Below are 26,070 nucleotides of genomic sequence, written 5' to 3' on the forward strand. Positions count from 1 at the left end.
ACGTCATGCCTCGCTCTCTGCCTGCCGCAATGCGGTATCGACAAGCGCCCTGGCGGCCCACTCGGCAACAGACTGCGCGCCTTCCGAGGTCAGGCCCCAGATATCCTTCAATACGATCAGCACCTCGACGCCGAAGACAAGCGAAAGAGCCTGTGCAAGGCGTTCCCGGGATTCGGGCGGCACGGTGCCCTGCAGGGGGGCAGTCGCGCTCTTCAGCAGGTCGACCCGGTGGCCGCGCTTGAACAGCGGCTCGTTGCCGAGCGTGCCTGCCTGGCGTTGCGCCCACTGGTCCAGCGAAAGTTTCAGCGCCGCCTTGAAGGTGGCCTCGAACTCGTCGATGCGCGGCATTGCGGTCGCCAAGAGGTCGGCAACGCGGATGCTTGCATCCGGACTGTCCGACGACCAGCCGAGTATCGGCCCCAGAGCCTCATCCACCACGGCATGCACGAGCGCGGCCTGGCTCGGAAAGTATCGGTAGGCCGTCGCGCGCGAGACTTCGGCAGCCTCGGCGACTTCACTTACCGACGGAGTGATGCCGGACTGCATGAGCCGCGTTGCCGTTTCGAGCATCAGTTTTCGCGTTCGGGCACGCGGGCCTCGCTCGGTCCTGGCTGTTTCGTTCTGTTGACGTGAGACATCCATGTCTTTATGATACGCACGTCTCACAATTTTGCAAGGGCCCGTCGCTTTGCCCCGAACGTGAGATATGCCGGGAGGAAATCCACCCGGTCGCGGAGGGGAAATGAAGCAGATCTACGTGGTCGGCACGGCCGACACGAAGGGCGAGGAGCTTGCGTATCTGGCCGCTTGCATCGAAGCGGCGGGCGGGGGTGTTGTCCGCGTCGATGTCGGCATAGGCGAGCCGGCGACCGCCGTCGATGTGAAGGCCGACGCAGTGGCGGTATGCCATCCGGACGGGGTGGAAGCCGTTCTTGCCAGAGGGGACCGCGGAAGGGCGGTCGAGGCGATGGGAATTGCCTTCGCGCGCTTCCTCGTGGAGCGCCAGGACATCGCCGGCGTCATCGGTATCGGTGGGGGCGGGGGTACTTCGATCATTACCGCAGGCATGCGCCAATTGCCGCTCGGTCTGCCAAAGATCATGGTCTCGACGCTCGCATCCGGCGATGTCGCTCCCTATGTCGATGTCTCCGACATCGTGATGATGCCCTCGGTCACGGACATGGCGGGGCTGAACCGGCTGAGCCGCGTCATCCTTCACAACGCCGCCCAGGCGATCACCGCCATGGCCGGCCGGCCGGCTGAGGTGACGGCGTCGAAACCGGCCCTCGGGCTTACCATGTTCGGCGTTACCACACCTGCCGTATCCGCCATGGTCGAGTGCCTCCGAGCGGACTATGATTGCCTGGTCTTCCACGCCACAGGCACGGGTGGGCGCGCGATGGAGAAGCTTGCCGACAGCGAACTGGTCTCAGGCGTGCTCGACATCACGACGACCGAGGTCTGCGACCTGCTTTTCGGCGGCGTCCTGCCTGCCACCTCGGACCGTTTTGGCGCCATTGCTCGCACGGGCTTGCCCTATGTCGGCTCGGTCGGTGCGCTGGACATGGTGAACTTCTGGGCGCCGGAGACCGTCCCGGAGCGCTATGCCGGCCGGCTTTTTTACCGCCACAACCCGAACGTCACCTTGATGCGCACGACGTCGGCCGAATGTGCGCAGATTGGCCGCTGGATCGGCGACAAGCTCAATCTCTGCCACGGCCCCCTACGCTTCCTCATTCCCGAAAAGGGCGTTTCGGCCCTCGACATCGAAGGCGGTCCGTTCTTCGATCCGCAAGCCGACGCCGCGCTTTTTGCCGCGCTCGAGGCGACGGTGAAGCCGACGGCGTCGCGACGTCTTATTCGCCTGCCGCTCCATATCAACGACCCGCACTTCGCCGAGGCCGCCGTCGCGGCCTATCGTGACATCGCCAACCCCTGAGAGACAAATCGATGCCAGCCATACCGCGCAACACCATCCTCGAAAAATTTCACGGCATGATCGCAGCCGGCGTGCCGATCGTCGGCGGCGGCGCCGGTACGGGCATCTCCGCCAAGGCCGAGGAGGCAGGCGGCATCGACCTCATCATTATCTACAATTCTGGGCGCTACCGCATGGCGGGGCGCGGTTCGGCGGCCGGACTACTGGCCTATGGCAATGCCAACGAGATTGTGAAGGACATGGCGCTCGAAGTGTTGCCGGTCGTGAAAAAGACGCCGGTTCTCGCCGGCGTCAACGGCACGGACCCCTTCGTGCTGATGCCGCGCTTCCTCGCCGACCTCAAGGCAATGGGTTTTTCCGGCGTACAGAACTTCCCCACAATCGGCCTCTTCGATGGCCGGATGCGGCAGAGTTTCGAGGAGACAGGCATGAGCTACAATCTGGAGGTCGAGATGATCGCCACCGCCCATGGGCTCGACCTGCTGACGACACCCTATGTCTTCAACGAGAGCGAGGCTGTCGCCATGACCGTCGCCGGCGCCGACATCGTTGTGGCGCATATGGGCGTGACGACCGGCGGCACGATCGGGGCCACCTCCGGCAAGTCCCTCGATGACTGCGTCGATGAGATCACCGCGATCACCAAGGCGGCACGTTCCGTGCGCGACGATGTCATCGTGCTCTGCCATGGCGGCCCGATCTCCATGCCGGAGGATGCGCGCTACGTTCTCGAGCGTTGCCCTGGCTGCCACGGCTTTTATGGCGCAAGCTCGATGGAGCGCCTGCCGGCAGAGGCGGCAATTCGCAAGCAGACCGAAGATTTCAAGGCTCTCGCCATCGGCGCGGTCGTCTAAGGAAAGATGTGGAGGAGGCAGTTTCATGGTAAAGGACAAGTACTTCATCTATCCGAAGGATGTGAGCGCCTTCGGCTTCGACTGGGGCAAGCTGTCGCTGACTGTGGCGCCCGAGGTCAACGGCGCCAGCCGGTTTTCCGGCGGTGTCGTCGAACTGCCGAGCGGCGAGGGCCATTCCCGCCACAATCACCCTGGCGCGGAGGAAATCATTTTTGTGATTTCCGGCGAGGGCGAGCAGATGGTCGAGGACGAGACGGGTAATCCGATCACGCGGAAGGTCGCCAGCGGCTGCACGATCTATGTTCCGGAAAGCCGCTTTCATTCGACGAAGAACACTGGCGGCGGGCCGATGCTCCTCTTCGTGGTCTACTCACCGGCGGGGCCGGAGCTTGCGCTTCGCGATTTGCCGGACTTCCGCCTGCTGCAGCCGGGCTCCTGAGACGGGGCATCCATTTTCTGGGAGGAAAGACAGTGAACGACAATCCAGGGCAAACAAGGCAGGCCGCCGTGACGCCGTTCGATACGGCCAAGCTCGACCGTCTCATGGAGGAAGCCGGTATCGACGTCATCGTCGCCACCTCCAAACACAACACGCAATATCTCATGGGCGGCTACAGATTCATCTTCTTCGCGGCCATGGATGCGATCGGGCATAGCCGGTATCTGCCGATGGTGATTTATGAGAAAGGCGCGCCTGATCACTCCGCCTATGTGGGCAACCGTATGGAGGGCGCAGAGCACCATAACAATCCATTCTGGACGCCCGCCGTGCATACGGCGACCTGGGGCACGCAGGATGCCGCCGGGCTCGCCGTCGAGCACCTGAAGAAAATCGGCAAGACCGGTGGGCGCATCGGCATCGAGCCAGCCTTCCTGCCATCCGACGCCCGCGACCTGCTTGCCTCTCGGCTGGATGGCGCTCGATTTGTCGATGCCACGCATGTGTTGGAGCGGTTAAGGGCGGTCAAGACGCAGGATGAACTGGCAAAGCTGAGACGCGCCTCCGAATTGATCACCGACTCTATGCTGGCGACGATCGCGGCGGCCCGCGCCGGCTCGACGAAGATGGAGATCATCGAGCAGCTGCGCCGGGAGGAAACGAACCGCGGCCTGCACTTCGAATATTGCCTGCTGACGCTCGGCTCCAGCCACAACCGCGCGGGCTCGCCGCAAGCCTGGGTCGAGGACGAGATTCTGTCGATCGATTCCGGCGGAAACTATCACGGATATATCGGTGACCTCTGCCGCATGGGTGTGCTCGGCGAGCCGGATGCGGAGCTGGAGGACCTCCTGGCCGAAGTCGAATGCATCCAGCAAGCGGCCTTCGCCAAGGTCAGGGCTGGGGCTGCGGGCAGGGAGATGATCGTGGCAGCGGAGGCCGAGCTCAAGGCCTCGCCGTCGGCGGCCTTCACCGACTTTTTCTGCCATGGCATGGGCCTCATCCCCCACGAAGCGCCATTCCTCATGACGAACCACCCCGTCACCTATGATGGCATCGATGCCGACAAGCCGCTGGAAGCCGGGAGCGTGATCTCGGTCGAGACGACGATGCTTCACCCAAAGCGCGGATTCATCAAGCTGGAGGATACGCTCGCGATCACCGATGGCGGCTATGAAATGTTCGGCGACCGTGGCCGCGGCTGGAACCGCGGCGGAGCGTAATTGCAGGCCCAACCGCAAACAAGGCCTGGCAGATGTCACCTGCCGGGCCTTTTGTTATTTGGTACCGTCGTCTCAGGTGTGGTGGATCTCTGTTCCCAGCACCTTCAGGCATTCGCGGATAAAGGCGGCGAGCGCCGTCCAGCCCTTGGCTGAAACCATCGTGCCATCGACATAGGCTTCGGTTGGCGAGAGGTCGATATAGGTCCCGCCCGCCAGGGCGACCTCCGGTTCGCAAGCCCCGAGTGCACCCACCTTCTTGCCGCGAACGACACCGTCGACTGCGACCAGGATCTGGACCCCGTGGCAGATGGTGAAGATCGGCTTCTTCTGCTCGTGGAAATGACGCACCATTGCCTGCACCCGCTTGTCGGTGCGGATATATTCCGGTCCGCGCCCGCCGGCGCAGTAGACGGCATGATACTGGTCGAGCTGGTTCTCGGCCTCGGAAAACGTCTTGTTGATGGTGACGTTGTGCCCGAGTTTTTCGGTGTAGGTCTGGTCTCCCTCGAAATCGTGCAGCGACGTCCTGAGGATGTCGCCGGCCTTCTTGTCCGGGCACACGACGTGCACCGTGTGGCCGACCGCCTCCATCGCCTGCTGATAGACGAAGATTTCGTACTCCTCGGTGAAATCGCCGGTGAGCATCAGGATTTTCTTGCCTGGCATGGGTTCTCCTCCTCGTTGTCAGGTCGGGCAGGCTCGTCCTTGCCCGGCGCGGTTGCTCAGATTTCGTCGAAGGCCGGCAACAGCCGGTCACGCGAATGTTCGATATGAATGCGCATTGCGTTCGCAGCCGCGCCCGGGTCGCGCGCCGCAAAGGCATCGAGCAGCGTCTGATGCTCGGCGAGCGCCTCCTCGGTGACGCGGCGATGGAACATCAGGCGGAAGATGTGGAAATGCGTGTGCTGGAATGTCAGCATCTCGCGGATCAACTCGTTGCCGGCAAATTCCATGATCCGGTCGTGAAAGATGGCGTCCTGGCGCGCGAAGGCCGAATAGTTCGCTCGTTCGTCCCTGTTGTCGCTGCGTGTCATCACGCCCGCGGCCTCCGTCAGAATGGCCAGCTTTTCGTCGTTCATCGCCTCGGCCGCCTTCGCAGCGCCGGCAGGTTCCAGCAGCAGACGCAGTTCATAGAGCTCGTCGAAGCGGTGGCGCGTGATCTGCGGCGCGGCACGATAGCCAACGAGATGCTGCTTGACGACGAGGCCTTCGCCTTCAAGCCGGCCGAGGGCTTCGCGGATCGGCGTATGGGAGACGTTGAACTCCTTGACCAGGTTGTCGACCGTAATCCGCGTCCCCGGCGCAATCTTCAACGACATGAGCTGATTGAAAATTGCCTCGTAGACGTCGCCCGCCAGGCTGTTGGCGCGTGGTATCTGGGTTGTGCCCGTTGAGGGTTCCTTCGGTCTCGTCGAAATCATCTGCTGCCTTGCCTCTTGACAGGTCCAATCGCTAGCACGATGCTGCGGCCAAGACAATCCTATATCCTATACGATTTAATATAGGGAGGAAAAATCATGCGCATATCCGAGGCCTCAGCGCTTGCACTTGCCACCCGTCTGCTGGAAGAGCATGGGGCACCGCGTGACCATGCGGCCCTGCAGGCTCGCGTCCTGGTGACGGCGGAGATGAAGGGGCACCCCTCGCATGGCCTGTACCGGCTTCCGCGGCTGGTCGAACGGATCGAGCGCGGGGTCATTGACCCGCAGACGAAGGGCACACAGCGCTGGCGCGCGGATGCGGTGCTGGAGGTGGAGGGGGCGTCGGGATTTGGCCCCGTCGTCGCCATGGCCGCGATCGAACGGCTGGCGCCTCACATTCCGGATCTTGGTATCGGCCTTGTCGCCGTGCGCAATGCCAACCATCTCGGCATGCTCGCGCATTATGTGGAGGCCATCGCCGGAATGGGTTTCGTCGGCATCGCGCTCTCGTCGAGCGAGGCGCTGGTCCATCCCTTCGGCGGTACCCGGGCCATGCTCGGCACCAATCCCATCGCCATCGCCGTGCCGACGGCCGAGGAACCGCTCGTGCTCGACCTGGCCACCAGCCTCGTGCCGATGGGCAGCATCCATCATCACGCGGCGACCGGCAGGCCCATTCCCGAGGGATGGGCGCGCGATGCGGCCGGTAACCCGACGACCGATCCGGGGCGTGCGAAGGCCGGCGCGATTGCGCCCTTCGGCGACGCGAAGGGTTACGGGCTCGGCATCGCCATGGAGCTGCTGGTGGCAGCTCTTGCCGGCTCGGCGCTCGCGCCGGATGCGCGCGGCACGCTCGACAGCCAGTCGCCATGCAACAAGGGCGACGTCTTCATCTTGATCGAGCCCAGTCTGGCGCCGGGACTGCCGGCGCGACTGTCGACCTATCTCGATGCCGTGCGCGGTTCACCACCCGCCAGCGCCGGCGAACCGGTTCTCGTCCCGGGCGACCGTGCCCGCCGGCGGCGAGCGGCGGCAAGCCGCAACGGGTTCGAGATCGACCAGCGCCTGTGGGAAGACCTCAACGCGCTTTCGCGCCCCCGCATTCTGGCCTTCGAGGGACAAAGATCATGAGCCTGTTTGCGGCCTTGAGGCTGCCGCGGGAAATTCTGTTCGGCGTCGGCCAGCGCCATGCGCTCGCGAGCGTCGCCAGCAGAACCGGCCGGCGCGCACTCGTCTGCACGGATGCGCGTTTTGCTGCAACACCCGTCTTCGCGGAAATGATTACCGCGCTTGAAGCAGCCGGCATTGTCGTCCTGGTGCATGACCGCACGCTGCCGGACGTGCCGCAAGATACTGTCGCGGTTTGCGTTGAGGCCGCGCGCGGCTTTGAGCCCGATATGGTGATCGGCATCGGCGGTGGCAGCTGCCTCGACATGGCGAAATGCGCTTCGCTCCTGCTCGCGCACGGCGGCGCGCTCGCCGATTACTATGGTGAGTTCAAGGTGCCGGCGCCCGTCCTGCCGGTCATCGCCGTGCCGACGACGGCAGGCACAGGCTCAGAGGTGACGCCGGTCGCGGTTGTTTCCGATCCTGACCGTATCCTGAAGGTTGGCATTTCCAGCCCTTATCTCATCGCCGCAACGGCGATCTGCGACCCGGAACTGACCTTGTCCTGCCCGCCCGGGCTCACGGCGATTGCCGGTGCGGATGCGTTGACGCATGCCATCGAAGCCTTCACGGCCATGCGCCGCCCCGGCGATCCTGAACTCGCGCAGCAGCATGTCTTCATCGGCAAGAGCGATCTCTCCGACCAGTTCGCGCTGCATGCCATCCGGCTCCTCAGCCGGAGCCTGGAAAAGGCCTTCGTCGACGGCTCCGACATCGATGCGCGCGCCGATGTGATGATGGGTGCGCTCGCAGCCGGCTGCGCCTTCGGAACGGCGGGTACCGCTGCGGCCCATGCGGTGCAATATCCGGTCGGTGCCTTGACCCATACGCCGCACGGCCTCGGGGTTGCGACCATGCTGCCCTATGTAATGACATATAATCGCCGCGTCGCGGGCGCGGACATCGCCATTGTCGGTAGGGCGCTCGGCCTCGATCCGACCGGAGTGGAGGACGACGAGACGCTTGCCGATGCCGCGATCGGCGAGGTGAGCCGCCTCTTCGCCGCGATCGGCATCTCGCCGACGCTTGCCGGGCTCGGCCTGCCGGAAGACCGGATCGACTGGGCCGCAGAGCAGGCGCTCGGCATCGGCCGGCTGATCAAGAATAACCCCCGCTCCTTCGATGCGGCCGCCATGCGCGGCCTGGTGCGCGCCGCCTATGACGGCGACCTGGCCGCTTCCGCCCTCTGACCTGGGAAACCATCATGAACGTCAACCAGCATTCTTCGCATCCAGACCACGATCCCTTCGAGCTCGGCGCGTTCTCCCGCGGCCTCTATATTGGCGGCGCCTGGCGGCCTGCGGCGGGCGAGGGTCGGATCGAGGTGATCGACCCCTCGACCGAGGCGGTCATTGCCGCCGTGCCGGATGCGACCCTTGCGGATGCGGCAGCGGCCGTGGAGGCTGCTGCAAGTGCGGCGGAAAGCTGGCGCGAGACGCCGCCTAGAAAGCGTTCCGAGATCCTGCGCCGCTGCTTCGAACTTATGGTGGAGCGCTCCGAAACGCTTGCCAGGCTCATTTCGCTCGAGAACGGGAAGGCGTTGCGCGACGCGCGCGGCGAGGTGGCCTATGCGGCGGAGTTCTTTCGGTGGAACGCCGAGGAGGCGGTGCGCATCTCTGGTGAGTTCGGCCTTGCCCCGGCCGGCGGAAACCGCATCGTCGTCGATTACCAGCCTATCGGCATCTGCGTTCTCATCACACCGTGGAATTTCCCGGCCGCGATGGCGACCCGCAAGATCGCTCCTGCCCTTGCCGCAGGCTGCACCGTCATCCTGAAGCCCGCGAGCGAGACGCCGCTGACGGCCTATGCACTTGCGGCTCTCTACGAGGAGGCTGGCGTGCCGCCGGGCGTCGTGAACGTGATGACAACATCGACGCCGGGCCCCGTCATCGCCGCCATGCTGGCCGATCCGCGCGTGCGAAAACTTTCCTTCACAGGCTCGACGGGCGTCGGCCGCACGCTTCTGGCGGAAGCGGCGAGAAATGTCATCTCCTGTTCCATGGAACTCGGCGGCAACGCGCCGTTCATCGTTTTCGACGATGCGGACATTGACGCGGCGATCGAGGGGCTGATGGTCGCGAAAATGCGCAATGCGGGCGAGGCGTGCACGGCGGCAAACCGCATTTATGTCCAGTCCGGTATCCACGATGCCTTCGCGGAAAAATTTACCCAACGCATGGCCGCCCTCAATGTCGGCCCGGGTGTGGATCTGGATACGGAATGTGGTCCGATGATCACGCGCAAGGCGGTGGAGAAGATCGAGCGCCTTGTTACCGACGCCATTTCGCGCGGCGCGCGCGCCCTCTGCGGCGGACGAACATTGGCAGGCCGCGGCTTTTTTTATCCGCCGACGGTGCTTGTCGATGTTGCCCGGGCCTCCGACATGGGCTGCGAGGAGATTTTCGGTCCCGTCGCGCCGCTCTACCGTTTCGAGAGCGAGGCAGAAGTCATCGCTGCCGCCAACGATACGGAATATGGCCTCGCCGCCTACATCTATACCCGCGACATTGGCCGCGGCATGCGGGTCGCCTCCAAGGTCGAGGCCGGCATGATCGCCCTTAATCGTGGACTGCTCTCCGATCCCGCTGCTCCCTTTGGCGGTGTGAAACAGAGCGGCCTTGGACGTGAAGGTGGGCAGCATCACGGTATCGCGGAGTTCATGGAAGCCAAGTACATTGCGACAAGTTTCTGAGGGAGGAACTTGTGGCCGCCGATCCGTTCCGCATTCGTGACCATGTCGCAGATTTCGACGCGATCGTCGGCGATATTCGAGCTCGCAGCCTTGCAACGCGGCGCACTGTCGCCATGGAGGCCAACATCGCCTACGGGGATAGGCCTGGCGAGACGCTCGATATCTTCCTGCCAAACCGCGCCGGCTCGGACATGCCGATCCACATGTTCATCCATGGTGGTTATTGGCGGATGTTTTCCAAGGAGGACTATTCCTGCGTCGCTGAGACGATTACCGGCGCCGGCGCGGTCGCAGCCATCGTCGATTATTCGTTGATGCCCACGGCGAGAATGGACGTCCTTGTTGGTCAGGTCCTGAAAGCCAAGGCTTTCCTGCTGGCGCATGCCGATCGTTTTGGCGCCACGTCAAAGCGGTTCTCCGTCAGCGGCCACTCCGCCGGTGCACATCTTGCAACCTTTCTCTTCCATCGCTCGCCAGCGCCTTCGGGTGTAATTGCTGCTTTCCTGCTTGGCGGGCTATACGAGCTCGAACCCCTGCAGACGTCCTTCCTGCGGGACGAGATCGCCTTGAGCGACGAGGAGGTGCGACGGTTTACGCCCATGCATCACGAGCACGATCCCGCAACGCGTGTCGCTATCATGACCGGCGAACAGGAAACTGGTCCGTTCAAAATCCAGGCAAATGCGTTCAGGGACATTCTTGCCGCCCAAGGGCTTGAGGTGCGGGCATCGCAGGTCGCAGACGGCAATCACATGAGCACGGTACGCGATCTCGCCGTTGCTGGCACGCCTGTGGCGGCAGCATGGCGCGCCTTTATTGCCCATAATGCCAATGAGGAACCGAAGCGATACACCTCCCCTTGACCGCCGGCTTTTCGTGATCGTGGCAATCGAAGTGTGATGCATCGGCTCCTATGGCCGGTGCCAAATCGTGCCGATCCGCGTCGTCGAACGTCGCGCAAAGACCGACAGAGTCCTAAAAATCGGCCACTTTGCCCCAGGCGGATCCACCGAAGCGGTCGGGGTGATAGGGTCTGGGGTCGACGATCGGCTCATCGCCTGTGACGATATCGGCGATCAGATGACCGGCGCCCGGCCCGATGCCGAAGCCGTGGCCGCTGAAGCCGGCAGCAAGGATGAAACCGGGCAAGGTGGCGATCTCGCCGATCCCCGGCACGCCGTCGGGCGTGCTGTCGACATAGCCGGCCCAGGTCGCGCTGATGGCGGTTTTCTTCAAGGCAGGGAGAAGTTCGAGCGCCCGCGCATGCGTGAGGGCGATGGTGGCCTCGTCGACCGTCGGGTCGAGGATGCGCATGCGCTCCATCGGCGTCGGCCTGTCGAGCCGCCAGCGTGCCAGAGATTCGTGGCCGGAGCGAAAACCTTCCAACCCGCCGGGTGCGAGACTGCGCCAGCGCCGGGCGAACATCGGCAGGAACTGCCGCGCGAAGCGGAACTGCTGTGGCGTCGGGTCGACGCGGGCGCGGCCGCTGATCGCCAGCGTGTGGCCGCCATCGCGGCGTCGCGTCACCGAAACCGCTGATGTATGCAATGCATCCGGCAGGCCGCTCGCGCCTGGGGATACGGAGAGGATCGAGGAGCGTATCGAGGCTTGCGGAAATCGAATGCCGAGCTGGCGGCAGAAGGAGGAGGCCCAGGCGCCGCCGGCGAGGACCGCGATTTTCGTGCGGATCGTGCCATGCTCCGTGACGACGCCCGAGAGCCTGCCGCCTTCGACGTCGAGGCCGCGGGCCGCACAAGACTGATGCACAGTGCCGCCGAGCTTCAGGATCGCACGCGCGACGGCCGGCGCAGCGCTCGCCGGATCCGCGGTGCCGTCGGTGGGCGAAAAGACCCCGCCTTTCCACGAGGTGCCGGTGGCATGCCCGCGTTCGGTTGCCTCTGCGCTGCTCAGCATATGCGTCGTGACGCCGACCGAGCGGGCGAAATCGCGCCAGCGCGCCCAACCGGACAGTTCCTGGTCGCTATTGCTGAGATAGAAGAGGCCGCAACGACGGAAGCCGGTGTCCTCACCGGTCTCAGTGGCGAAGCGCTCCCACAGATCGAGGCTCTTCGTCGACATCGGCAATTCGCGGGCGTCGCGGTTCTGCTGGCGGCACCAGCCCCAGTTGCGGCTCGATTGTTCGGCGCCGATCAGTCCCTTCTCGACGAGGGCCACCTTCAATCCGCGTCGAGTGAGATAATAGGCGGTGAAGACGCCGACGATGCCGCCGCCGATGACCACGACATCAGCGGTGGAAGGTAGTTCCGGCGTGGTGTCGACGCGATTGAGCGGTGCGGGCATGGGAGAGTCTCCGTTTTAACCGTAGTGTAGCGAATCTGACGCCACGGCTTTGCCGGAGATCGGTTGGTGGCAGCAGAAGATTCCGTGTTGGGAGGATGCCAGCAGCCGTTTGTGCTTCGGCCTGTCTCGCAACGCGATCGACAGGCCAACGTCATGTGCTAAGGTTGGCCTGGGAAACAAGCAGCATAATCTGCTGCGTCATTGAGGGCGTGTGGGATGAAACTCGACCGGATCGACGTAAAAATTCTCTACGAACTGCAGAAGAACGGCCGCGTCACCAATGTGGAACTCGCCGAACTGGTCAATCTCTCGCCGAGCCCCTGTTTGATGCGGGTGAAGAAGCTGCAGTCGGAGGGCTATATCGAAGGTTATTCGGCCCAGATCAATGTCAGCAAACTCGGGCAGACGCTGACGGTGTTCACCGAGATCACCCTGAAGAACCATCGGCAGATCGATTTCGCCCGCTTCCTGGCGGCGATCGAAAAAGTCGACCAGGTGATCGAATGCCATCTGGTTTCGGGCGGCTACGATTATCTGCTGAAATTCGTCACCGCCGGCATCGACGAATACCAGACGATCATGGAGCGCCTCACCGATATGGACGTCGGCATCGACAAGTATTTCAGCTTCGTCGTCCTGAAATCGCCGATCATCAAGGCCCACATGCCGCTCACCACCTTGTTTCCGCATTAGCCGGCGAGAGGACCGCAGCCGGAGCCCCGCTCAAACGCAAGATTTCGGGGTTCCAGACCGACCTCACCCCGTTGCCTTTCCCCGATCCAACCGGTCCTAAGCAGATGCCGGTTCTCTGTCGCAGGTTGTTCTCCCTATAACTATTAAGTTCCATACTGGTTGGAAGGACTTGCGACAGAATTTCGGGCTTGCTTTCCAAAGCCATGTTCGCTGCCACCTGCAGATCTCGTGCCGCGGTGCCCAGGCTTTTCAACACGACCTGACCGGGTGCGCGCCATGTCTGGCAAGCGTGCAGGAGATCGTCGCTCAGTGCCGGCAATAAGCCCGCACCAGTTCCGGATCCTGCTGGAGCCCGTCGAGCCAGGCCGGATCGAGCGTCGGCACCGATGAGAAGAGCAGTTGCGAATAGGGGTGCTGCGGCGCCTTCACCGTCAAGGAGGTGATTTCCTCGACCTTACGGCCTCCATACATCACGACGATCTCGTCGCAGATCGCCTCCACTACTGAGAGGTCGTGGCTGATGAAGATGTAGGAGAGGCCGAGTTCCCGCTGCAATTCCTTGAGCAGGTCGATCACCGCGGCGGCGACCACCGTGTCGAGCGCCGAGGTAATCTCGTCGCAGAGGATCAGCTTCGGATCGGCCGCAAGCGCCCGGGCGAAGTTGACGCGTTGCTTCTGCCCACCCGAGAGTTCGCCCGGCCGGCGATGGCGCAGGTTGCGGGGCAGGCGTACCATGTCGAGCAGTTGATCGATCCGGGCGTTCCGCGCCTTTCGATCCATGGCGTGGTAAAAGACCAGAGGTCTGTCGAGGATGTCCTCGACCGATTTTGCCGGGTTGAGTGCGGTATCGGCATATTGGAAGACAATCTGCATCTCGCGCAACTGATCGCGCGAGCGCTCGCGCGCGCTGCGACGCAGTTCCGTGCCGTCGAAGACGATCTTGCCGACCGCAGCCGGCAGGATGCCGGCGATGGTGCGGGCGAGCGTCGACTTGCCGCAACCGGATTCGCCGATAATGCCGAGATTGCGGCCTTTCTCCACCTTCAGGCTCACATGCTCGACCGCGCGAACGAGCGGCAGACCGTCAGCCTGGCGCTGTCCATAGCCCGCGACGAGATCTTCGATCCTCAGCAGGGGAGCCGTCGCGGGTTCGGCGGGGCCAGTTGCGCCGCGCGGCTTCGGCTCGAAGGCTGCGAGCAGCTCCCTGGTGTAGGGGTGCTTGGCATTGTTTAGGATCTCGTCGGTGGTGCCGGCTTCCTGGGTCTCTCCGCCTTTCAAGACCACGATGCGGTCGGCGATCTGGGCGACGACGGCAAGGTCGTGCGAGACATAAATGCCTGCTATGCCACCCTTCTTCATGACAGACTTGAAAGCCCGCAGCACTTCGATCTGGGTCGTCACGTCGAGCGCCGTCGTCGGCTCGTCGAAGATGACGAGGGTCGGGTCGCCGATCAGCGCCATCGCGGCCGCCAGACGCTGCAGCTGGCCGCCGGAAACCTGGTGCGGATAACGGCTGCCGATCGTCTCGGGGTCCGGCAGGGACAGCGCCCGGAAGAGCTCGACGGCCCGGGCGCGCGCATCGTCCGGCGACATCAGGTGATGGATACGCGTGACTTCGATCACCTGGTCCATGATCGACGTGGCCGGGTTGAAGGCGGCAGCCGCCGATTGCGGCACATAGGCGACTTCGGTGCCGCGCACCTTGGCGCGCTGCTTTTCGCTGAGCGTGACCATGTCCTTGCCGCCGACCGAAACACTGCCGCCGGAGATGCGACAGCCCGCGCGGGTATGGCCCATGAGGGTCAGGGCGATGGTTGTCTTGCCCGAGCCGCTCTCGCCGATCAGCGCGACGATCTCGCCCTCGGCAACATCGAGGCTGACACCCTTGATGATTTCGACACGTCGGCCGGAATCGGTGGTGGCCTCGACCTTTAAGTCACGGATTTCGATGAAATTGCTCATGACACACTCCGGTCGCGGATTTTCTGCGGCAGGTTGTCGATCAGCAGGTTGACGCTGATCGTCAGGCTGGCGATGGCAAGCGAGGGAAACATCACTGCCGGCGCACCGAATGGCAGGCCGCCGATATTCTCACGTACGAGCGCACCCCAATCGGCATAGGGCGGCTGGACGCCAAGACCGAGGAAGGAAAGCCCGGAGAGCAGCAGAACGATGAAGACGAAGCGGATGCCGAGATCGGCAAGTACCGGTCCGACGATGTTGGGCAGGATTTCCGAGCGAATGAGATAGAGGGTGCTTTCGCCGCGGATGCGCGCGACCGTGATGAAATCCATCGCATTGATGTTGACGGCGAGCGCCCGGGCGAAGCGGTAAGCGCCAGGAATGTAGATCACCGACAGCGTCATGATCAGAACCGGGACCGAGGAGCCGACGGCAGCGACGACCACCAGACCGAACAGCTTGCTCGGGATGGAGTTGAGGGCGTCGAGGAAACGGCTGAGGATCGTGTCCAGCCAGCCGCCGACGACAGCTGCGATCATGCCGAGCACGACGCCGCTGAAGCAGGCGATCGTGACCGCCGCCAGCGAGATGCCGACCGTATAGCGCGCGCCCATCAGAATCCGCGAGAGCATGTCGCGGCCGAGATAATCGGAGCCGAGCCAGAGTTCCCGGCTCATCGGGCCGAAATAGTCGAGATCGATGATCTCGCCGACGGGGTAGGGGATGACCCATGGCGCGAAGATCGCGACGAGCGCCCATAAGAGGATCACAGTGAAGCCGATCGCGCCGACGATGTTGAAGCGATAGCCAAACCGGGTTCCGGACAGCCGGCCGGAGGTGGTTTCGGAACTGGTCATGGTCATCGGAGCCTCGGATTGGAAAGGATGGCGATGATATCGGCGATGGTGATCAGGAGCAGGTAGCCCAGGCAGAAAATCATCGCGCAGCTCTGGATCAGCGGCAGGTCGCGGGTGGCGACGGCATCCAGCATCAGCTTGGCGATACCTGGATAGTTGAAAATGGTCTCGACGATGATGACGCCTCCGAGCAGATAGGACAGCGAAAGCGCGACGGCATTGACGATCGGGCCGAGCGCATTCGGCAGTGCATGGCGAAAGACGATGCGCCGCCGGGAGGCGCCCTTGAGCAATGCCATCTCGACATAGGGTGTGTTGAGCGTCTCGATGACAGCCGCGCGCGTCATGCGGATCATCTGGGCCGAGACGACGAAGGTGAGGGTGATCACCGGCATGGCATAGACGCGCAACAGGTCGGTCAGACTGTGGACTTCATTGGCGAAAGACAGCGCCGGCAGCCATTTCAGATAGACGGCGAAGATGAGTGCTGCGGAGGTCGCGACCATGAACTCCGGCACGGAGATGACGCCGATGGTGATCACGGTGACGATCCGGTCGTAAAGGGTGCCGCGCAGCATCGCCGCAGTGATCCCGAGCGTCAGCGCGATCGGTACGGAGAAAAGCGCGGTGACGCCGGCAAGTTTCAGCGTATTGACGAAGCGGCCGGCGATGAGAGCGGCGATCGGCATGTCGTTGGCATAGGACGTGCCGAGGTCGCCTTGCAGCAGCCCGACTAACCAGCGCAGGAAACGAAAGAGCGCCGGCTCGTCGAGATGCATGGCCTTGCGCAGGCCTTCGACGGCTTCCGGCGTGGCGGCTTGGCCGAGCAGGATCGTCGCCGTATCTCCAGGCAACAGCGTTGTCGCGAAGAAGACGGCGAAGGAGACGATCACCAGGGTGATCACGGCGACGAACAATCTGCTCAGTACAAGGGATAAGACCTGGCGGTTCACGGGCGTCTTCCCTTTGCGTTCGAGTTAAGTTCCATCAATGCAGATGGAGGAACTGGGGCGCGGCTGCAGCCCCAGTCTCCTTTGCTGTATCAGGCTTCAAGCCAGACATATTCCGCGAAAGCGTATCCCATCTGGCCGCCGAGCGGATTGGCCTCCAGGCCCTTGAGCTTGGCAGTCGTGGCATCGACGTTCGAGATATAGGCCGGAATGATAGTGCCGGCTTCCTGGGCGACCATGCCCTGCATCTCGTTATAGATCGTCTTGCGCTTGTCTTGATCGAGAGAGCCGCGCGCCTCGATTAGCATCTTGTCGAACTTCTCCGACTTGTAGTGGCTTTCGTTCCACGGAGCGTCCGAGGTGTAGAGTAGGGAGAAGAGGATATCGGGGGTCGGCCGCGGGTTGATATTGCCGAAGTGGATCGGCGCCTTGAGCCAGTAATTGTCCCAGTAGCCGTCGGAAGGTACCCGCTGCACATCGAGCTTCATGCCGATTTCGGCGCCGGCCGCCTGGATGATCATGGCCATGTCGATCGACGAGCTCGCCGCATCGGAAGCGATGATCGGGATGGATTGGCCAAGCACGCCGGCCTTATCGAAGTGGAACTTCGCCTTCTCAGGATCAAAGGCTCGCGCTTTCAGCTCTGCGTCATGATAGAAGTTCGCCGGTGAAACGGGTTGATCGTTGCCGACTTCACCGAGACCGCGTAGCGCCGATTTGACGATCTGTTCGCGGTTGACGAGATACTTCATGCCCTCGATGAAGTCCCGCTTGTTGCCGGGCTCCATATCCAGTCGCATGTTGAGATTGGTATAGTTGCCGGACGTCGTCTTCGACAAGGTGAAGCCGTCGCCCTGGGCCTCGACGAGGCGCATAGAGCGCGGATTGATCGTGGCTGCGAGATGGATGTCGCCCGCAAGCAGTGCGTTGACGCGGGCATTATCGTCGCTGATGGCGAAATATTCGAAGGAATCGACATTCGGGCCGGATTTCCAGTAATTCTTGTTCTTGATCCCGACAGACCGGACGCCCGGCTCGAAGACTTCCTTGACGAAAGCGCCGGTGCCGTTGGCCTTGGTGAAATCGGTCGTGCCGTCGGAAACGATCATGAAGTGATGCATCGACAGGATGGTCGGCAGGTCGGCATTCGGGCTGGCGAGTGTGATCTCGACGGTTTGTTTGTCGACCGCTTTGAAGCCGGTCATCTGGGCGGCGATCTTGGCGACCTTCGAGCCGACGGCCGGGTCGAGATGGCGCTTCAGCGAGAAAACCACGTCATCGGCGGTCAGCGGCTTGCCGTCATGGAAAGTAACGCCGTTCTTCAGCTTGACCGTCCAGGTCTTCGCATCCTTGGACTCGATCGCTTCGGCAAGCTCCATCTGCGGCGTGCCTGATTTGTCGAGGAAGGTGAGGCGGTTATAGAAGGAGCAGCACCGGACATAGTCGGTAGAGAGCGACGCCTTGGCGGGGTCGAGCGTATCGGCCGTGGAGGACGACCAGCCGGCCGCCTTGAGCGAGCCGCCGGAAACGGGCGTAGCGGCAAGCGCCTTGCCGGCGCGGCCAAGCACGAGCCCGCCGGCCGACAGGGCCACGCCGCCCGCAAGCATCATATGCAGCAACTCGCGACGAGTGGCGCCACGACGGATGGCGGTTTCGACCATGGCGTCGTCGGACCTGGTCCAATTGGTGATTTTGTCGTTCATCTCATTCCCCTTTTCTTCTGTGGCGGGCTGCCCGTTGCGGGCAGGCCCGATCTGCTTTCAAAGTCAGGCGCGCGCGGCGGCCACGGCATCGGCAAGGCCGGCCATGGAGGTGAAATGGTAATCGGGTTTGGTGAATTCGGCCGGTTCGATCGTGCCGCCGTAACCCTTCACGGCATGGCGCCGCTCGATCCAGCAATTGGTCAGCCCGAGTTTCCTGGATATCCCGATATCGTGGTACTGGCTCTGGGCGACATGCAGGATGTCGTCCTTCGAATGTCCTTGCGAGACGACGTAGTCGAATACCTTCTCGAAGAATGCGGGATCGGGTTTCTCGGTCCCCGTATCATCCGCGGTGAAGGCGGCATAAAAGGGATTGCCGAGTTCCTTCTCGAAGAAATCGAATGCCCAGCGGCGGGCATTGGTCATCGCCACGAGGCGGTAATCCTTCGCAAGACTGGCCAGTGCCGCGGCACTGTCTGCAAAACCCTTCCAGCTCTTCGCCGAATCCCGCAGGCGTTCGCCATATTTTTGCTCAGTGGGCAGGCCGAGCTTCGGCGCGATCGCAAGGTAGACGCGCACGAGGTCGTCCGGAAAGAGATCGGCATCCCCGGAGTAGCGGGCTGCGCGGTAGAGGCTAAGCGCTTGCTCGCCGTCGACTGTGCTTCCGACCTCGGCCGCGATTTCGGCGAAGCAGGTCTTGAGGCCGCCTTCGAAGTCGATGAGCGTGCCGACGACGTCGAAGGTCAGGTATTTGAATTCCGGAAGGCCTTTGCTCACGTGAATTCCCCAGTGTTCGGCTCCGATGGGAGCTCGGCTTCTCGAAGAAGAAAATTCTGTTCCGCTGGCGGGGTCTTTGTCCCGCTCTTGTATGGAAGACCGGCTTCTGCCGCGGCCTTTCGTTGATTTCAGTGTGTCACCTGCACCGCACCGGATTCGCCGAATAGGCGTCACAAGGCGGCACAAAATACCGAATCTGACCGTTTCGCGATATTCTCAGGCCTGCAGCGCCCGACGCACATCCGGGTCCTCCAGCGTCTCGTCTAGGGTGATGCGGGTGCGCTCGACGATCGCATCTATCTCCGTTTCGGTGCAGCAGAGCGGCGGAGCATAGCCAAGCACACCATTGCCGAAGGCGCGGATGACGAGGCCGTTCTCCCAGGCGCGATCGAAGATGCGGCGGGAGGGTTCGGCGGATGCCGGCAACGGCGTCTTGTTCACCTTGTCGACCACGAGTTCGACGGCGGCCAGCATGCCGCGGCCGCGGACATCGCCGACGAGCGGATGATCCCTCAGCGAATCCAGGCCCTGCATCAGCCGCGCACCGGCCCTGACGCCGTTTTCGAGAAGGCCGTTTTCGTAGAGTTTCAGGACTTCGAGGCCGACCGCGGCGCTGACGGGATGGGCCGAATAGGTGTAGCCATGGCCGACGGCGGCGGCACCCGCGCCTTCGGCAATCGTTTCATAGACGTGATCGGCCATCAAGACAGCGCCCATGGGGACGTAGCCGGAGGTGAGGCCCTTGGCGGTCGTCATGAAATCGGGCACGACCTCATCCTCGGTGCAGGCAAAAAGCGGGCCGGTGCGACCAAAGCCGGTGATCACTTCGTCCGCCACGAAAAGGATGTCGTGTGCGCGGCAGAATTCGCGCATGGCTTTCATCCAGCCTTTCGGCGGCACCAGAACGCCGCCCGAGCCCTGGATCGGCTCGACGTAGAAAGCGGCAACACGTTCCGGCCCGATCGCCTCGACCTTGCTTTTCAGCGCCGCAAGCGAGGCGTCGATGATCGCCTGCGGATTGTCGCCTGCCGGGTTGCGATAGGCGTAATGAGACGGAATTTTATGCTGCCAGTCGAAGGGAAGGCCGAAGCCGGCATGGAAGGCAGGCAGCGCGGTCAAACCCGCGCCGACCGTCGAGGAGCCGTGATAGCCCTGTTCGACCGAGATGAATTGATCGCGCTCAGGCTGTCCTCGGGCATTCCAGTAGTAGCGGATGAAGCGGACCGTGCTGTCCACCGCATCGGAACCACCGAGGGTGAAATAGATATGGTTGAGATCGCCCGGCGCGCGATCGGCGAGTTCGCCGGCAAGCCGGATCGCGGGCTCGGAGCCGAGGCCGAAATAGGCCGTCGCATAGGGAAGCTCGCGCATCTGCCGGGCCGCCGCCTCGACGATGCTCTCGTGGCCGTAACCGGCATTGACGCACCAGAGGCCGGCAAAGCCGTCGATCAGTTGCTTGCCGGAGGCGTCGGTGACCGTCGCGCCTTTGGCCGAGGCGAGCACGCGCACGCCAAGCTTTTCATGGCCGCGGTAGGAGGCGACCGGATGAATGAGGTGGGCGCGATCGAGTTCGATGAGGGAATTGCTGTACATGGAGATCTCCGGATCAGCCGAGCGCCTGACTGGCGAGGGCAAAGGTGGTGACGGTCGGATCGGCGGTGTCGCGAACCAACGGCTTTCTCATCGTGATTCCGCCGCCGACATGGGCGAGCCCCTGTTCGGCGAGCCATGGGGAAAGCCCGGTCTCGGCAGTTGTGTCGACCCTGAGGAACCGCCCACGCCGTCTGGCGATGAAATGTTCGATGAGTTTCCTGGCCTGCCCGAGGTCGGCGGCCACCACGGGTCCGATCACTTCACCGCGGCCGAAGGGACGCAGACACGCGAAGCCGGAGAGGCGGCCATCGCGACGAATGACGGCGAACTCGCCGATCCCGGCGAAATAAGAGAGCAGCCCTTCGCGGTCGGCGCCGAAGGCAAGGCGGTCGAGGGCTACGATAGCAGGGAGGTCGGCGTCTGTAGCCGCTTGCGTTTCCGCCGACGCGGCGATTTCTCCGGCAAGGCCCTGATGTTGCGCCACGGTTCCCGTCTCGTGGAAGCCAAGCTTCTGGTAGAGCGGCAGTCCTGCCGTCGTCGCCACCAGCCTCAGCGGCCGGTCTCCGGCGATCAGCAGTGCGGCGTCCATCAGTTTGCGGCCGAGGCCCCTGCCGCGCATCGTCTCGTCGACGATGACCATGTTGATGGTTGCACAATCTTCCTTATACGGCGTGACGAGGACGGTGCCGACGACCTTGCCGTCCTCGACCGCAACCATCCCGTCGCTCAAGGCGAGCGCCAGCTGCCAGTCTTCCGTCCGATGCGGCCAGCCCGCCTGTCTTGAGAGCGCGACAGCGGCTTCCAGATGGTCGGGGCCGAACGGGACGATTTCGATCTGACTTGCTTGCATGGGGGCGTCCTTCATGTCGTGCCCGCCAGTCTGCCGGAGCGCCGGCGGGCAGATCATCTGAAGGCCATGGTTCAGGCAGTATCTTATGGCGTTGCTGTCATGGGGCGCCGCATCTTATGCTAGAACCGATCGATATTCATCGGATCCAGGCCCTGTCAGTGCATCATCGCCAGCGCTGCCGTAAAGAAATCTTCGCCTCCGAAGTTTCCTGATTTCAACGCCAGAAGCATATCGCCCTGAGCATTGCCGACTGTGCGCAGCACCGGCACGCCGGGCGCAATCTCCGGGCCGATCAGAAATGCCGGAATGGCGAGCCTGTCGACCGCCGCGCCCGAGGTTTCGCCGCCTGCGACCACAAGGCGGCGCACGCCTCTCTCCACCAGTTCGGCTGTGATGATCGACGTCGCGGTCTCGATTGCGTGGCCGGAGGCCTCTCGTCCATGGAGCGATTGCAGCCGGGACACGGTTTCAGGCGCAGCACTCGCGGCGATGACGACGGGGCCGGCGGAGATGCGGTCTCCGGCCCAGGAGATCGCCGCGGCGATCTCCTGGGGACCTGCAAGCAGCCGCTCCGGGTCGAGCCGTAGGACGGGCATCGACCGTTCGGCGATGTCGAGCTGGTGGAGCGTCGCCTTGGAGCAACTGCCGGCAACGATCGCGGAAAGCCCGCCCACCGGGCGAATGGCGTCCGCCGTCGTTGCAGCGCCGGAGGATATCCGACCGGAGCGGACGAGCGCGCGGGCAAGGCCGAGGCCGAGGCCGGACGCACCTGTCGATACCGGTGTTTCCAACGCGACCTCGCCGAGCGTTTCAAGATCGCGTTCGAAAATTGCATCGGCGATAACAGTGGTGACGCCTGCCGTGCGCATGGCATCGAGCCTCGCCTTGACGGCGCCGGGTCCGGCCGCGATGGTTGTGAGATCAATCAGTCCGACGGCATTACGCGATTGGCGGGTCAGAACCCGCACGAGGTTGGCGTCATACATAGGATTGAGGGGGTGGTCCTTGAGCGGGCTTTCGTTCAGCGGCTGCCCGCCGACGAAGAGATGGCCAAGATAGACGGTGCGTCCGGTTTCCGGAAAGGCGGGCGTCACCAGCACGATGCCGCCGCCCGCAGCATCGCTCAGGGCATCGGTGACCGGACCGATATTGCCAGCATCTGTGGAATCGAAGGTCGAGCAGATCTTGTAAAGCACATGGCCGGCGCCCCGCTGGCGCAGCCATCGCTCGGCGCTCGCCGCGGCCGCGACGGCGTCCGAGGCCGGGACGGAGCGGATCTTCAGGGAGATGACTACGGCGTCGACATCCGGTAGGGCCAGCGACGGATCAGGGATGCCGACCGTCTGCACCGTGCGCAGACCGTTCTTCGTCAGCGTGTTGGCGAGGTCGGAGGCGCCCGTATAGTCGTCGGCGATTGATCCGAGCAAAATAGCCATCGTCTAGCTCCGTACAAAAGGTTTGAACCAGCCAAGACCGTCCAGTGTGTGGCCGCGCGGGATGTATTCGCAGCCGACGAAACCGTCGTAACCAAGGCGATCGATTTCGCCGAACAGATAGGGATAGTTCAGCTCCTCCCCATCCGGCTCGTTGCGGGACGGCACGCTGGCGATCTGGATATGGCCGGCAATCGGCAGCAGGTGTCGCAACGCGATAGTGACGTCGCCATGGATGATCTGACGGTGATAGATGTCGAACTGGAGCTTCAGGTTCGGCAGGGCGCATTCGGCAATCAGCCGCTCGGCGGCGGCGAAGTCGTTGAGGAAATATCCGGGCATGTTGCGCCCGTTGATCGGTTCGAGCAGCAGATCGATGCCCTTTTCCGCAAGCCGTCCGGCGGCATAGGTGACGGAGCGCCAATAAGCGGAGGCGGCGTCTTCGTCATGACGGTCGGCGATGCCTGCCATCAGGTGCAATCGCCTGACGCCCGTTGCCGCCGCATAGTCCAGTCCCCGCTCGACATCGGCTTTCAGCGCATCGAACCGTCCGGGAAGGGCCGCGATGCCACGCTCGCCTGCTGCCCAGTCGCCCGGCGGCAGGTTGAACAAGGCCTGCTGCAGATTGTTGCGGGCAAGCCGTTCGGCGATTGCCTCCGGCGCGGCTTCGTAGGGAAAGAGGTATTCGACGGCGGCAAAGCCGGCCTCGGCTGCGGCGTCGAAACGGTCGAGGAACGCCCATTCGTTGAACATCATCGTCAGGTTGGCGGCGAAAACCGGCATGTCTAGCGTTCCTTTTACAGGCTCTGCGGCTCTTTGGTGGAGCTGGGCAATTCAGCGCCGGAAAGCTTGGCATAGAGCCGCGCGAGCGAGGAATCGTCGTCACGGCCCATGCCCGCTCCGGAGGCGGCCAGATACATCTGCAAGGCGGCGGCCGCGAGCGGTACGGGATAACGCTCGGAGCGGGCCATGTCTTGGACGATACCGAGATCCTTGACGAAAATCTCGATGCTGCTGAGCGGTGTATAGTCTCCGGCCAGCACATGCGGCACGCGGTTTTCGAACATCCAGGAATTGCCGGCCGAAGCGGTGATCACCTCATAGACCTTGTCGAGGTCGAGGCCCTGCTTGGCGGCAAAGGTTATGGCTTCACAGGCGGCCGCGATGTGCACGCCGGCGAGAAGCTGGTTGATCATCTTGAAGGCAGCGCCTTTTCCGGCCTCGTCGCCAAGCTCGTAGACCTTGGCGGCCATGGCGTCGACACCCGGGCGCGCTGTATCGAAGGCCTGTCTGGAGCCGGATGCCATGACCGTCAGTTCGCCACGCGCCGCCTTGGCCGCGCCACCCGAAATCGGCGCGTCGAGATAATGCAGGCCAAGAGCTTCCACCCGCTGCGCCAGATCGCGTGCGACCGCGGGATCCATGGTGGCCGACGAGACGAAGACAGCACCGGGCTTCATCGCATTTGCGACGCCTTGAGGCCCGAACAGCACGGCCTCGGTCTGCGCGCCATTAACGACCACGGAGACGACAATGTCGGCGTCCTTTGCCGCAGCGGCGAGGGTTGACGCTCCACGTCCACCCTCGGCGACGAAGCGGTCCACTGCCGCCGGCGTGACGTCATATCCAACGACGTCGAGACCTGCGCGCTTCATCGACAGGGCCATTCCAAGCCCCATGGAACCAAGACCGATGACGGCCGCGACAACGGCCGAGCCCGAGTTTTCAGCAAGCGGTGGCATGAGGAGGTTCTCCAGTCTTGTGAGAGAGGTCTGCGCCCCTCCGGGTATCATCCCGGAGGGGCTGTAGCTCAGCGATTGACGCTTTTCGCCGGAACCGTCAACACGGCCAGCGAACCAATGATTAACGCAGCCGCCAGCAGATACATGCCGGCGCTGTTGGTGCCGGTGAAGTCTTTGAGATAGCCTACCAGAAACGGCCCGAGAAACCCGGCGAGATTACCGACCGAATTGATCCAGGCAATGCCGGCCGCAGCGCCCGTGCCGGCGAGAAACGCCGTCGGAAGCGACCAGAAGAGCGGCGCGCAGCTGATGGCGCCGGCAGCCGCCAGCGAGAGGCAGACAATCGAGACCGTCGTGCTCGTTGCCATTGTCGCCGCGACGAACCCACCGGCGGCGATGAAGGCCGGGACGACGAGGTGCCAGCGGCGTTCGCGCAGCCTGTCGGCGGAACGTCCGAGCGCCAGCATCACGACGAATGTGCAGATATAGGGGATCGCGGAAATCAGGCCGATATTGAGGTTTCCGTTGACGCCCGAGGCCTTGACGATGGTCGGCATCCAGAAATTCAGGCCATATTGCCCGAGCACGAAGCAGAAATAGATCAGGCACATCAGCCAGACGCGGCGGTCGGCCAGCGTTGCGGCGATGCTGTGCGGGCTTGCTGTCTTGGCTTGGTTCTCCGCCTCGATATTGGCCGTCAGCACGCGCTTTTCCTCATCGCTCAGCCATTTCGCGCCCCGGATCGTATCATCAAGGTAGAAGAACGTCGCAACGCCGAAAAGAATAGCCGGAATGGCTTCGATCAGGAACATCCACTGCCAGCCGGAAAGTCCGTGCGTGCCGTGAAAACTATCCATCAGGAGACCCGAAAGCGGATTGCCGAAAATGGCGGATATCGGGATCGCCGACATGAAGGTGGTGATGATCCTGGCGCGGCGATGGGCCGGATACCAGGCGGTCAGATAAAGAATGATGCCGGGGAAAAATCCGGCTTCGGCAACGCCCAGCAGGAAACGCAGCACATAGAAGACGGTTTCTGACGAGGTGAACATGAAGGCGGCGGAAATGATGCCCCAGGTGACCATGATGCGGGCGATCCACACCCGCGCGCCAACCTTGTTCATGATGATGTTGCTCGGCACTTCAAACAGAAAATAGCCGATGAAGAAAATGCCAGCACCGATGCCATAGGCGGCTTCCGAGAGGCCGAGCTCGCTCGACATCTGCAGCTTGGCGAAGCCGACGTTGACGCGGTCGAGATAGGCGACCACGTAGCACAGCATCAAAAAGGGTACGATGCGCCAGAATACCTTGCCATAGGCACGGTCTTCGAGCGTCTGGGCGGGATGTACGCCAACAACTGGCGCTTGCGTCTGCAGCGTCATGATTTTCTCCTCCGATTGTTGCCGCGGTCTCCTTGAGATCCTACCGCGGCACGCCATGCCATTTTTTGGCAGCGCTGCCATTCTCATTA

24 protein-coding genes are annotated in these 26,070 nt (G+C 63.0%); 9 read left to right on the top strand and 15 right to left on the bottom strand.

Translation table 11 applies throughout. The features are described from left to right. Nucleotides 1–3 precede the first annotated feature (3 nt). Entirely contained in the window at nucleotides 4–642 is a 639-nt protein-coding gene (locus GR198_RS09375; RefSeq protein ID WP_029871364.1) for a TetR/AcrR family transcriptional regulator, read from the bottom strand. A 100-nt stretch (nucleotides 643–742) separates the two neighbouring features. Between GR198_RS09375 and GR198_RS09380 the strand changes: the two genes are divergently transcribed. Genes GR198_RS09380 through GR198_RS09395 form a run of 4 tightly spaced genes read left to right on the top strand, consistent with a single transcriptional unit; the run spans nucleotide 743 to nucleotide 4,455 of the window. After that, on the top strand, nucleotides 743–1,939 hold the full coding sequence (locus GR198_RS09380; RefSeq protein ID WP_164068502.1) for a Tm-1-like ATP-binding domain-containing protein: 1,197 nt from the start codon (nucleotides 743–745) through the stop codon (nucleotides 1,937–1,939). Nucleotides 1,940–1,950: 11 nt separating this feature from the next. Beyond that, the gene (locus GR198_RS09385) at nucleotides 1,951–2,793 is read left to right on the top strand and encodes a phosphoenolpyruvate hydrolase family protein (protein WP_164026034.1); all 843 of its coding nucleotides are present in this window, start codon (nucleotides 1,951–1,953) and stop codon (nucleotides 2,791–2,793) included. A gap of 25 nt (nucleotides 2,794–2,818) precedes the next feature. Continuing rightward, a complete protein-coding gene (locus tag GR198_RS09390; RefSeq protein WP_029871362.1) occupies nucleotides 2,819–3,232 on the top strand; it encodes a cupin domain-containing protein in 414 nt (137 codons plus the stop codon). Nucleotides 3,233–3,264: 32 nt separating this feature from the next. Continuing rightward, a complete protein-coding gene (locus tag GR198_RS09395; RefSeq protein WP_164026036.1) occupies nucleotides 3,265–4,455 on the top strand; it encodes a M24 family metallopeptidase in 1,191 nt (396 codons plus the stop codon). Nucleotides 4,456–4,527: 72 nt separating this feature from the next. On the opposite strand, the gene GR198_RS09400 is transcribed toward GR198_RS09395, so the two are convergent. Further along, entirely contained in the window at nucleotides 4,528–5,121 is a 594-nt protein-coding gene (locus GR198_RS09400) for a DJ-1/PfpI family protein (RefSeq protein ID WP_164026037.1), read from the bottom strand. A gap of 56 nt (nucleotides 5,122–5,177) precedes the next feature. Continuing rightward, nucleotides 5,178–5,876, bottom strand: a complete 699-nt coding sequence (locus GR198_RS09405; RefSeq protein ID WP_011649359.1) for a GntR family transcriptional regulator — start codon at nucleotides 5,874–5,876, stop codon at nucleotides 5,178–5,180. A gap of 96 nt (nucleotides 5,877–5,972) precedes the next feature. On the opposite strand from GR198_RS09405, the gene GR198_RS09410 reads away from it, so the two are divergent. Genes GR198_RS09410 through GR198_RS09425 form a run of 4 tightly spaced genes read left to right on the top strand, consistent with a single transcriptional unit; the run spans nucleotide 5,973 to nucleotide 10,598 of the window. Continuing rightward, nucleotides 5,973–7,007 carry an Ldh family oxidoreductase gene (locus GR198_RS09410; RefSeq protein ID WP_164068504.1) on the top strand — a complete coding sequence of 345 codons (1,035 nt, stop codon included), beginning with the start codon at nucleotides 5,973–5,975 and terminating at the stop codon, nucleotides 7,005–7,007. Continuing rightward, a complete protein-coding gene (locus tag GR198_RS09415) occupies nucleotides 7,004–8,233 on the top strand; it encodes an iron-containing alcohol dehydrogenase (RefSeq protein ID WP_164068507.1) in 1,230 nt (409 codons plus the stop codon). Before GR198_RS09410 ends, GR198_RS09415 begins: the two co-directional genes overlap by 4 nt. 14 nt (nucleotides 8,234–8,247) lie before the next feature. Next, complete coding sequence (locus GR198_RS09420; protein ID WP_164068509.1) at nucleotides 8,248–9,735, top strand: NAD-dependent succinate-semialdehyde dehydrogenase; 1,488 nt, start codon at nucleotides 8,248–8,250, stop codon at nucleotides 9,733–9,735. 11 nt (nucleotides 9,736–9,746) lie between these two features. Further along, the gene (locus GR198_RS09425) at nucleotides 9,747–10,598 is read left to right on the top strand and encodes an alpha/beta hydrolase (protein ID WP_164068511.1); all 852 of its coding nucleotides are present in this window, start codon (nucleotides 9,747–9,749) and stop codon (nucleotides 10,596–10,598) included. Nucleotides 10,599–10,710: 112 nt separating this feature from the next. Here the strand turns inward: GR198_RS09425 and GR198_RS09430 are convergent, their stop codons facing one another. Further along, entirely contained in the window at nucleotides 10,711–12,036 is a 1,326-nt protein-coding gene (locus GR198_RS09430; RefSeq protein WP_164068513.1) for an NAD(P)/FAD-dependent oxidoreductase, read from the bottom strand. 216 nt (nucleotides 12,037–12,252) lie between these two features. Here GR198_RS09430 and GR198_RS09435 point away from each other — a divergent pair, with 216 nt between their 5' ends. Beyond that, the gene (locus tag GR198_RS09435; protein ID WP_003549758.1) at nucleotides 12,253–12,729 is read left to right on the top strand and encodes an Lrp/AsnC family transcriptional regulator; all 477 of its coding nucleotides are present in this window, start codon (nucleotides 12,253–12,255) and stop codon (nucleotides 12,727–12,729) included. Between the two features lie 306 nt (nucleotides 12,730–13,035). Here GR198_RS09435 and GR198_RS09440 read toward each other — a convergent pair whose 3' ends face one another. The 11 genes from GR198_RS09440 to GR198_RS09490 form a co-directional block, all read right to left on the bottom strand. Next, the gene (locus GR198_RS09440; RefSeq protein WP_164068514.1) at nucleotides 13,036–14,691 is read right to left on the bottom strand and encodes an ABC transporter ATP-binding protein; all 1,656 of its coding nucleotides are present in this window, start codon (nucleotides 14,689–14,691) and stop codon (nucleotides 13,036–13,038) included. Then, nucleotides 14,688–15,554 carry an ABC transporter permease gene (locus GR198_RS09445; RefSeq protein WP_164068516.1) on the bottom strand — a complete coding sequence of 289 codons (867 nt, stop codon included), beginning with the start codon at nucleotides 15,552–15,554 and terminating at the stop codon, nucleotides 14,688–14,690. Before GR198_RS09445 ends, GR198_RS09440 begins: the two co-directional genes overlap by 4 nt. Next, entirely contained in the window at nucleotides 15,551–16,501 is a 951-nt protein-coding gene (locus GR198_RS09450) for an ABC transporter permease (RefSeq protein ID WP_164068518.1), read from the bottom strand. Before GR198_RS09450 ends, GR198_RS09445 begins: the two co-directional genes overlap by 4 nt. Nucleotides 16,502–16,590: 89 nt before the next feature. Continuing rightward, on the bottom strand, nucleotides 16,591–18,201 hold the full coding sequence (locus tag GR198_RS09455) for an ABC transporter substrate-binding protein (protein WP_164068519.1): 1,611 nt from the start codon (nucleotides 18,199–18,201) through the stop codon (nucleotides 16,591–16,593). A gap of 63 nt (nucleotides 18,202–18,264) precedes the next feature. Next, the gene (locus GR198_RS09460) at nucleotides 18,265–18,978 is read right to left on the bottom strand and encodes an HAD-IA family hydrolase (protein ID WP_164068521.1); all 714 of its coding nucleotides are present in this window, start codon (nucleotides 18,976–18,978) and stop codon (nucleotides 18,265–18,267) included. 216 nt (nucleotides 18,979–19,194) lie between these two features. Next, nucleotides 19,195–20,571 carry an aspartate aminotransferase family protein gene (locus GR198_RS09465; protein ID WP_164068523.1) on the bottom strand — a complete coding sequence of 459 codons (1,377 nt, stop codon included), beginning with the start codon at nucleotides 20,569–20,571 and terminating at the stop codon, nucleotides 19,195–19,197. Between the two features lie 13 nt (nucleotides 20,572–20,584). Then, nucleotides 20,585–21,421, bottom strand: a complete 837-nt coding sequence (locus GR198_RS09470) for a GNAT family N-acetyltransferase (protein WP_164068526.1) — start codon at nucleotides 21,419–21,421, stop codon at nucleotides 20,585–20,587. Between the two features lie 155 nt (nucleotides 21,422–21,576). Next, nucleotides 21,577–22,857 carry a 3-oxo-tetronate kinase gene (otnK, locus tag GR198_RS09475; RefSeq protein WP_164068528.1) on the bottom strand — a complete coding sequence of 427 codons (1,281 nt, stop codon included), beginning with the start codon at nucleotides 22,855–22,857 and terminating at the stop codon, nucleotides 21,577–21,579. A 3-nt stretch (nucleotides 22,858–22,860) separates the two neighbouring features. Next, nucleotides 22,861–23,637, bottom strand: a complete 777-nt coding sequence (gene otnI, locus GR198_RS09480) for a 2-oxo-tetronate isomerase (RefSeq protein ID WP_164068530.1) — start codon at nucleotides 23,635–23,637, stop codon at nucleotides 22,861–22,863. 14 nt (nucleotides 23,638–23,651) lie between these two features. Next, nucleotides 23,652–24,596 (bottom strand): L-threonate dehydrogenase, encoded by a 945-nt coding sequence (gene ltnD / locus GR198_RS09485; protein WP_164068531.1) that lies wholly within the window; start codon nucleotides 24,594–24,596, stop codon nucleotides 23,652–23,654. 68 nt (nucleotides 24,597–24,664) lie between these two features. Further along, complete coding sequence (locus tag GR198_RS09490) at nucleotides 24,665–25,981, bottom strand: MFS transporter (RefSeq protein WP_164068533.1); 1,317 nt, start codon at nucleotides 25,979–25,981, stop codon at nucleotides 24,665–24,667. Nucleotides 25,982–26,070: the final 89 nt, after the last annotated feature.

The organism is Rhizobium leguminosarum, assembly GCF_010668065.1.
GTDB classification, from domain to species: Bacteria; Pseudomonadota; Alphaproteobacteria; order Rhizobiales; family Rhizobiaceae; genus Rhizobium; species Rhizobium leguminosarum_S.

Coding starts and splice junctions, on each gene's coding strand:
- GR198_RS09390 (WP_029871362.1), top strand. CDS start 2,819: ATGGTAAAGGACAAGTACTTCATCTATCCGAAGGATGTGAGCGCCTTC.
- GR198_RS09465 (WP_164068523.1), bottom strand. CDS start 20,571: ATGTACAGCAATTCCCTCATCGAACTCGATCGCGCCCACCTCATTCAT.
- otnI (WP_164068530.1), bottom strand. CDS start 23,637: ATGCCGGTTTTCGCCGCCAACCTGACGATGATGTTCAACGAATGGGCG.
- GR198_RS09470 (WP_164068526.1), bottom strand. CDS start 21,421: ATGCAAGCAAGTCAGATCGAAATCGTCCCGTTCGGCCCCGACCATCTG.
- GR198_RS09435 (WP_003549758.1), top strand. CDS start 12,253: ATGAAACTCGACCGGATCGACGTAAAAATTCTCTACGAACTGCAGAAG.
- otnK (WP_164068528.1), bottom strand. CDS start 22,857: ATGGCTATTTTGCTCGGATCAATCGCCGACGACTATACGGGCGCCTCC.
- GR198_RS09420 (WP_164068509.1), top strand. CDS start 8,248: ATGAACGTCAACCAGCATTCTTCGCATCCAGACCACGATCCCTTCGAG.
- GR198_RS09490 (WP_164068533.1), bottom strand. CDS start 25,981: ATGACGCTGCAGACGCAAGCGCCAGTTGTTGGCGTACATCCCGCCCAG.
- GR198_RS09380 (WP_164068502.1), top strand. CDS start 743: ATGAAGCAGATCTACGTGGTCGGCACGGCCGACACGAAGGGCGAGGAG.
- GR198_RS09415 (WP_164068507.1), top strand. CDS start 7,004: ATGAGCCTGTTTGCGGCCTTGAGGCTGCCGCGGGAAATTCTGTTCGGC.
- GR198_RS09445 (WP_164068516.1), bottom strand. CDS start 15,554: ATGACCATGACCAGTTCCGAAACCACCTCCGGCCGGCTGTCCGGAACC.
- GR198_RS09430 (WP_164068513.1), bottom strand. CDS start 12,036: ATGCCCGCACCGCTCAATCGCGTCGACACCACGCCGGAACTACCTTCC.
- ltnD (WP_164068531.1), bottom strand. CDS start 24,596: ATGCCACCGCTTGCTGAAAACTCGGGCTCGGCCGTTGTCGCGGCCGTC.
- GR198_RS09405 (WP_011649359.1), bottom strand. CDS start 5,876: ATGATTTCGACGAGACCGAAGGAACCCTCAACGGGCACAACCCAGATA.
- GR198_RS09410 (WP_164068504.1), top strand. CDS start 5,973: ATGCGCATATCCGAGGCCTCAGCGCTTGCACTTGCCACCCGTCTGCTG.
- GR198_RS09385 (WP_164026034.1), top strand. CDS start 1,951: ATGCCAGCCATACCGCGCAACACCATCCTCGAAAAATTTCACGGCATG.
- GR198_RS09440 (WP_164068514.1), bottom strand. CDS start 14,691: ATGAGCAATTTCATCGAAATCCGTGACTTAAAGGTCGAGGCCACCACC.
- GR198_RS09375 (WP_029871364.1), bottom strand. CDS start 642: ATGGATGTCTCACGTCAACAGAACGAAACAGCCAGGACCGAGCGAGGC.
- GR198_RS09455 (WP_164068519.1), bottom strand. CDS start 18,201: ATGAACGACAAAATCACCAATTGGACCAGGTCCGACGACGCCATGGTC.
- GR198_RS09400 (WP_164026037.1), bottom strand. CDS start 5,121: ATGCCAGGCAAGAAAATCCTGATGCTCACCGGCGATTTCACCGAGGAG.